Genomic DNA, 6105 nt, shown 5'->3' on the forward strand with positions numbered 1-6105 from the left:
AAGCCGAGCCGTCCGCGGCGCCCCCTGGAACAGGTAGTTATCCCCCAGGTAATCCCCCACATCGCGCCAATAACGCTTGTCGAACACGTTATCCACAGTCAGCCGCAGCACCGTGTCATACCCACCAATGCGCGTGCGGTAGCGGCTACCCACATCGAACACCGTATACCCACCAACTTCTACATTCCCCGCCTGGCTCGCATACTTGCTGGCGCTGTAGCGCGCCCCGCCCAGCAGTGCCAAGCCCGGTACCGGCAGGGTGTATTCCGCCTGCAGCGCCGCCCGGAACCTGGGCACGTTGATTGCCTGGTGGCCTTCATAGGCATCGGTGTCGCTGTTCTGCACCCGCGCCCGAATCGCCGCAGCGCTGGCCTGCACCTGCAGGTTCGAGGTCACCCAGCCGCTGGCGCCCAGCTCCAGGCCGGTGTTCTTTTGCTGACCTTGTTGCACATAGGTAAAAGTGCCGGCGCCGTCCGGGCGCGCGTATTGGTATGCCTGGCGTATCTGGAACAGTGCGGCGCTGAAGCTCAGGCCTTGCCAGTCATGCTTGAGGCCCAGTTCCAGTTGGTGCGATGTCGTCGGAACGAGGATTTCGAATCTGTTCTCGGCGAACCACGGTGCGGTACCGCCTGCCGACAGGCCTTTGGAGTAGCTGGCATATACCGTGGTATCCGGCTGCGGCTTGTAGATAAGCGCAGCGTTGGGCAGCAACTTGTACTGTCGGGTATGGCGGCCGGCAACGCCGTCCTCATTCCAGGTTTTCTCGTCCAGGCGTACTTCGCGGGCACCCAGCAGTGTCTGCCATTGCTCGTTGAAGCTGATGCGGTCGCTCACGAACAGCCCGTACTGGCGGCTGTCCAGGCGTCGTTCGCTAGACCCGATGGGTTTGTCGGATGGGTCAAAGCCTGGCGCACCGGTGTGGATGTTGCCTGTACCTACCCATTCCATATAGCTGGGGCGCTGGTCCAGCGTGCGCCGCTGTGCACTGGTGCCCACGCTCAGCTCATGCCCTACGCCCAGCGCATCGAAACGCCCGTTGAGCACGGCCTGCGCCTCGTCGGTACGGCGGGTGTCGTCGGGGCTGCGGAAGTCGTAGATGTCGTAGTCGCCGTTTCTGCCGAAGAACGCGCCTTCGCTCGAGCCCCAGGCAAACGAGCTGTAGTCATCTATCACCACCTTGCTGCGCGAGGCGCTCAAGGTCCCGGTCCAGGCTTCGTTGAAACGATACTCGAAGCGCCCACCCAGGTTCAGCGAGTCATTCTGCACCGGCTTGGCCCAGTGCTGGTAGGCCAGGCGGTCGTCGGGGTCGATGCCATGGGGTACTTCGCTGCCACCGAGCAGTTGGTAACCCGGCACCGAGCGCTGTTCGCGGTGCTGGTATTCGGCATCCAGCTGCAGGGTGGCATCCGGGTTGATCTGCCAGTCGAAGGCCAGCGAGGCGAAGTCGCGCTTGCCATCGGCGTGGTCGACGTAGGAGCGGATGTCTTCATGGGCCAGGTTGGCCCGCAGGCCGAACTGCCGCTCGCTGCCGAACCAGCCGCCCAGGTCGGTGGCCAGGTAGCGCTCGCCTTGTTCGTTGGTCGACACCGTGACGCTGCGCACGTCTTCGGCGCGCTTGGTCACGTAGTTGACCAGGCCTCCCGGCTCCGACACGCCGCTCTGCAGCCCGGACAGACCCTTGAGCACCTCCACCTGCTGCTTGTTCTCCAGAGCCACGTTCTGCTCGCCGGTGATGGTCTGGCCATTGATGCGGTAGCTGCTGGCGGCATTCAGCTCGAAGCCGCGCACGTTGAAGTTTTCGTAGTAGCCGATGGGGGCGTAGCTTTCGCCCACCGAGGCGTCGCTTTGCAGCACTTCGCTGAGCTGGCGCACCTGGCGGTCTTCCAGCAGTTGCTGGCTGAACACACTGATCGAGGCCGGGGTGTCGAGCAGGGGCGCGGGCTGGAAGCCGCCTACTGCTGCCTGGCGTACCTGATAGCCGTCGTTGGTGTAGGTATCGGACACCTGCAGCGGGGCCAATAGCACGCTGTCTTCGGCAAGCACATGGGGGCAATGCAGGGCCAGGCCCAGACTGAGCAGGCTCAGGGGCAGGCAGGGATGACGCGGGGGCATGCGGTGGGGCTCCTGGATGCGCGACACCTTAGCGGGCCCCTTCGTGGATAAACCCGCTCCCACAAGAAAATCACTATCCTCAGGTGCAGTGATATCCCTGTGGGAGCGGGTTCACCCGCGAAGGGGCCGGCACAGGCCATGAAAAAGGCGGCATCTTACAGCCGCCTTCAACATAAAACGATCCGGGCCCAGCGATAACCTGTCAGCCTCTGCGGGCCGGCCGCCTGTGCTGCCGCCAGTTGTCATCGATCTTCGACCAGGTCTTGCCATCGGTAATTGCCATGAGCTTGCGCCCGTCCTTGAAAGTGGCCAGGAAGGTGGCTTCCTCTTCCTTGCCACCCAGCCACAGCCCAGCCAGCAACCCCACCGGCCCGGCCACCAGGGCCCCGGCCACGCCCCAACCCAGGGCACTGCCCAGGCTACGGCTGGATTCCAGGCTGGCCAGCCGCAGGTCGCTGATGCGTGCCAGGGAAATCCGCTCGCCCGGGGAGGGGCTGCGCGGGGTCTTGAGTGTGAGCGATCCGTTGCGATACTCGCCTTCGCCTTGCAAGAAATCGCCGGATTGCACCGTGAGTCTTGTCATAACGTCGTCCTGTCAGGAAAAGGGCATTGACCAGCGCCTACTGAGCGCTGCCCGGGCAGCCAAGTCAACGGCCATGCGACAGAGGGTCGTGCGGTGCATTGTCGCCATGGCTAATGGCCTCTTCGCGGGCATGCCCGCTCCCACAGGTACATCACATGCTTCATGCCAGTGACAAACCTGTGGGAGCGGGCGTGCCCGCGAAGAATCCAACAAAAATTTTTCAGGCCGCTTGCAAAGCGTTCCTGCGCTTGCGCTCGGCCAACCCCCACGCCAGCAACGCCAGCCCGCCAATCACCAACCCCGCCACCACGATCCCCATCCAGCCCTGGCGCTGGAACAACTGCGTGCCCAGCAACGACCCTAATGCCCCGCCAATGAAGTAGCAGGTGATATACCCGGCATTCAGCCGCGTGCGCGCCTCGGGCCGCAGGGCAATCACCGCATTCTGGTTGCTCACGTGCACCAGTTGTACTGCCAGGTCGAGCATCAGCACGCCCAGCAGCAAGGCCAGCAACGACTGCTCGGCGAAGCCCAGCGGCACCCATGACAGCAGCAATACCACCAGGCCCACGGTGGTGCCCAGCGAACCCTTGCCACGGTCGGCCAGGCGACCCGCCCAGTTGGCCGACAGTGCACCCGCTGCACCGGCCAGGCCGAACAGGCCTATCACCGCGTCCGAATAGTGATACGGGCCTTTCGCCAGCAGGAACGCCAGTGGCGTCCAGAACAGGGCGAACAGGCTGAATGCCAGCAGGCCGAGCAGCGAACGCAGGCGCAGCACCGGTTCTTCGAGGAACAGGCGGAATACCGAGCCGATCAGCGCCGGGTATTTCAGGCCGGCATGGCTGTGGTGTTGCGGCAGGCTGCGGTACAGCGCCACGGCGGTGATGGCCATCAGCACCGCGGCCAGCACGTAGATACTGCGCCATCCACCCAGTTCGGCCATGAACCCGGCGGCGGTACGCGCCAGCAGGATGCCCAGCAGCAATCCGCTCATCAAGGTGCCGACCGCGCGCCCGCGCTGGTGTGGCTCACTGAGGGTCGCGGCCATGGGCACGAGGATCTGCGCTACCACCGAGAACAGCCCGGTCAGCGCCGTACCAAGGATCAGCCAGGGCAGGCTCGGTGCGCAGGCACTGATGACCAGGCCCAGGGTGGAAATGGCGGTCATCACGGTGATCAGCCGGCGCTGCTCGAACAGGTCGCCCAGCGGCGCCAGCAGCAACAGGCCGGCGCCATAGCTCAGTTGCGCGGCAATGACGATGCTGCCGGCACTGGCGGTGCTCAGGCCGAACTGCTGGGCGATGCTGTGCAGCAGTGGTTGCGCGTAGTAGTTGCTGGCCACGGCCAGGCCGGTGGCGGTGGCCATCAGCAGGATCAGGGCGCGGCTGAGCGTGGGGGTATTCATGGGGTTCTCGTGGCAGACGGGAGGTAGGAGCGGGGTCAACCTGTGCCGGCCCCTTCGCGGGCTTGCCCGCTCCCACAGGATAATCACAGAGTTTGAAGGCAGCGGGGTACCTGTGGGAGCGGGCGCGCCCGCGAAGAGGCCGGAACAGGCAACCCTTCAATCAGGCAGCAAACCCGCCATCGACCGTCAGGCTGGCCCCTGTGACATACCCTGCCTCAGGCCCCGCCAGGTAGGCCACGAAGCTGGCAATCTCATCCGCCTCGCCATAGCGCCCGATCGCCATCAGCGGGATCAGGCTGTCAGCGAACTCGCCGCTGGCCGGGTTCATGTCGGTGTCCACCGGCCCTGGCTGCACGTTGTTCACGGTAATGCCTTTCGGCCCCAGGTCACGTGCCATGCCGCGGGTCAGGCCGACCAGCGCGGATTTGCTCATGGCATAGGGGGCGCCACCGGCAAACGGCATGCGCTCGGCATTGGTGCTGCCAATGTTGATGATGCGCCCGCCTTCACCCATGTAGCGTGCCGCAGCCTGGCTGGCGACAAATACGCTGCGCACGTTCACCGCCAGCATGTGGTCGAAGTCGGCCAGGTCGAATTCGGTCACCGGCGCTACCGCCAGCACACCGGCGTTGTTGACCAGGATATCCAACCGGCCGAAGGCCTTCACGGTGTCATCCACGGCCAGTTGCACGGCCGCTGCGTCGGCGCTGTCGGCCCGCAGGGCCAGGGCCTTGCCGCCGTTTCCGGTAATTTCCTGAGCCAGCGCCTGCGCCGGGCCGGCGGAACTGACATAGGTGAAGGCCACCTGTGCACCTTCACGGGCCAGGCGTCGCACGATGGCTGCGCCAATGCCGCGGGAGCCGCCCTGTACCAGGGCTACTTTGCCTTCGAGAGTGTGTTGCTTGGACATGCTGATCTCCTGCTGGAAGCCAGGCCGGAATGCCTTGGATGGGCGCAGTATCGGCGCTTGATTACCTGCTGATAAGATGGCAATCACTATCAGCAGAGTAAACCTTTGGTTGCCAATCATGGCCATGGAATCGTTCAACGCGTTGGAGTGCTTCATCCGCAGTGCCGAAGTGGGCAGCTTTGCCGAAGCCGCCAGGCGCCTAAGCATTACCCCGGCTGCCGTGGGCAAGCATGTTGCCCAGCTGGAAGCGCGCCTGGGGGTGCGGTTGTTCCAGCGTAGTACCCGCAAGCTGACCCTGACGGAGGCAGGGCAGCGATTTTTGGGCGAGGTCAGTGACAGCTTCCGCACCATCCAGTACGCCGTGGCCAACCTGGCCAGCAGCGAAGGCCAGCCGGCCGGGTTGTTGCGGGTGAGCATGGGCACGGTGTTCGGGCGCTTGTATGTGTTGCCATTGCTGGGCGAGTTCTTGCGTCGCTACCCGGCCATTACCCCGGACTGGCATTTCGACAACCGCCAGGTCGACCTGATTGGCCAGGGCTTCGATGCGGCGATTGGTGGAGGCTTCGATTTGCCACCAGGGGTGGTGGCGCGCAAGCTGACCCCGGCGCACAGGGTGCTGGTGGCATCGCCGGCATATTTGGGCCGGTATGCGCCGATTGACGACCCGCAGGTATTGCAACGGCATGACGGTATCCTGATTCGCTCGCCGCAGACCGGGCGGGTGCGATCATGGCCGCTGACCAGCCGTCGGCAGGTGCAGCAGCCATTGCAGTTGCGCCAGACGATGACCATGAGCGATTCGGATGCGGCTTGCGCGGTGGCCGAGCAGGGCCTAGGGATTGCCCTGGTGAGCTTGCCCTTTGCCGTGCCGTACCTGGAGGGCGGGCGGCTGCAGCGGGTGCTGCCGGACTGGTATGTGGACGATGGGCATATCAGCCTGTATTTCGCCGAGCACAAACTGTTGCCGGGCAAGACCCGGGCGTTTGTCGATTTTGTGGTGGAACAGTTCGAAGAGCAGGGGTTGGCGCGACGGTTCGATGCCTTGCAAACCCTTTAGAAGTGTATTGCCTGAACCGGCCCTATCGCCGGCCC

General features: G+C 64.3%; 5 protein-coding genes. 1 reads left to right on the forward strand and 4 read right to left on the reverse strand.

Annotated features, from left to right (window positions below; genetic code table 11):
* The 4 genes from ACK1U9_RS16720 to ACK1U9_RS16735 all read right to left on the reverse strand — a co-directional run.
* On the reverse strand, window positions 1-2112 hold a 2112-nt coding region (locus tag ACK1U9_RS16720), incomplete at its 3' end, for a TonB-dependent siderophore receptor (protein ID WP_449110041.1).
* 202 nt (window positions 2113-2314) lie between these two features.
* Entirely contained in the window at window positions 2315-2695 is a 381-nt protein-coding gene (locus tag ACK1U9_RS16725) for a hypothetical protein (RefSeq protein ID WP_046615492.1), read from the reverse strand.
* Between the two features lie 220 nt (window positions 2696-2915).
* Window positions 2916-4103 (reverse strand): MFS transporter, encoded by a 1188-nt coding sequence (locus tag ACK1U9_RS16730; protein ID WP_196173490.1) that lies wholly within the window; start codon window positions 4101-4103, stop codon window positions 2916-2918.
* 160 nt (window positions 4104-4263) lie between these two features.
* Window positions 4264-5013, reverse strand: a complete 750-nt coding sequence (locus ACK1U9_RS16735; protein ID WP_449110042.1) for a 3-oxoacyl-ACP reductase family protein — start codon at window positions 5011-5013, stop codon at window positions 4264-4266.
* A 118-nt stretch (window positions 5014-5131) separates the two neighbouring features.
* Here ACK1U9_RS16735 and ACK1U9_RS16740 point away from each other — a divergent pair, with 118 nt between their 5' ends.
* Window positions 5132-6070, forward strand: a complete 939-nt coding sequence (locus tag ACK1U9_RS16740; RefSeq protein ID WP_085602217.1) for a LysR family transcriptional regulator — start codon at window positions 5132-5134, stop codon at window positions 6068-6070.
* Window positions 6071-6105 lie beyond the last annotated feature (35 nt).

The sequence above is a fragment of the Pseudomonas sp. XP1 genome, assembly GCF_053557675.1.

Bases quoted from the DNA above. Each gene is read 5' to 3' on its own strand.
- ACK1U9_RS16740 (WP_085602217.1), top strand. From the start codon at position 5,132: ATGGCCATGGAATCGTTCAACGCGTTGGAGTGCTTCATCCGCAGTGCC.
- ACK1U9_RS16725 (WP_046615492.1), bottom strand. From the start codon at position 2,695: ATGACAAGACTCACGGTGCAATCCGGCGATTTCTTGCAAGGCGAAGGC.
- ACK1U9_RS16730 (WP_196173490.1), bottom strand. From the start codon at position 4,103: ATGAATACCCCCACGCTCAGCCGCGCCCTGATCCTGCTGATGGCCACC.
- ACK1U9_RS16735 (WP_449110042.1), bottom strand. From the start codon at position 5,013: ATGTCCAAGCAACACACTCTCGAAGGCAAAGTAGCCCTGGTACAGGGC.